The organism is Tistrella bauzanensis (assembly GCF_014636235.1).
In the GTDB taxonomy this organism is placed as follows: domain Bacteria; phylum Pseudomonadota; class Alphaproteobacteria; order Tistrellales; family Tistrellaceae; genus Tistrella; species Tistrella bauzanensis.
Window position 1 is genome coordinate 1 of record NZ_BMDZ01000218.1, and the last position, 586, is coordinate 586.

1 protein-coding gene is annotated in these 586 nt (G+C 55.1%); it reads left to right on the forward strand.

The window, feature by feature from the left end; translation table 11 throughout:
- The first annotated feature begins 171 nt into the window (after window positions 1-171).
- Entirely contained in the window at window positions 172-399 is a 228-nt protein-coding gene (locus IEW15_RS25660; RefSeq protein WP_188583393.1) for a hypothetical protein, read from the forward strand.
- The last annotated feature ends 187 nt before the right edge of the window (window positions 400-586 follow it).

The window sequence follows — 586 nt, forward strand, 5'->3', positions numbered from 1 at the left end:
ATCACCGCACAATCAAAGCACCGCACGCCCCTAAACCGGATCGAACCAGACCCTTGGGGTCAACTCCGACAGGCTGCTAGGGCGTTGAGAGGCGTCACCACAGAGGCGGTAGGTCGACATCAGGCTCGGTCGCCGGAAAGCCTTCATCCCAATCACAAAGGGTAATCGCCCATGAATGGTGAAGCGAAGCCATTAGAATCGCCTGATGCGTTCCTTGATGCCTTGGGAAAGCTTCTTAAGAAACAGGAAGGTCTCGATACCGACCTCGCCGACATATTGACGACACATATTCTGAAAGCTGCTCCAGCGCCAAACGCCGTCGCGCAAGCGAAGGGCGCCATTATGAATCTGGCTGTCAAGCGAGCCAACCCTCCGAAAGTGGAGATGGTCAATGGCTGATCCATACTTTCTTCAATCGTTGAGCCTGACAGGATTCAGAGCCTATCTACAACCGAAGACTTTCGATTTCAGCAAGAAGCAATGTCTGGCGATCTTTGCACCCAATGGAGGCTGTTGCCGAATGCCCGCTACCCATGGTTTGACGCCGTCTGCTGACGGCTTGGGAGCTTGGCGGGGGTCTCGCGCG

What these genes read in the sequence shown, in the direction of transcription:
- IEW15_RS25660 (WP_188583393.1), top strand. Translation starts at nt 172, where the DNA reads ATGAATGGTGAAGCGAAGCCATTAGAATCGCCTGATGCGTTCCTTGAT.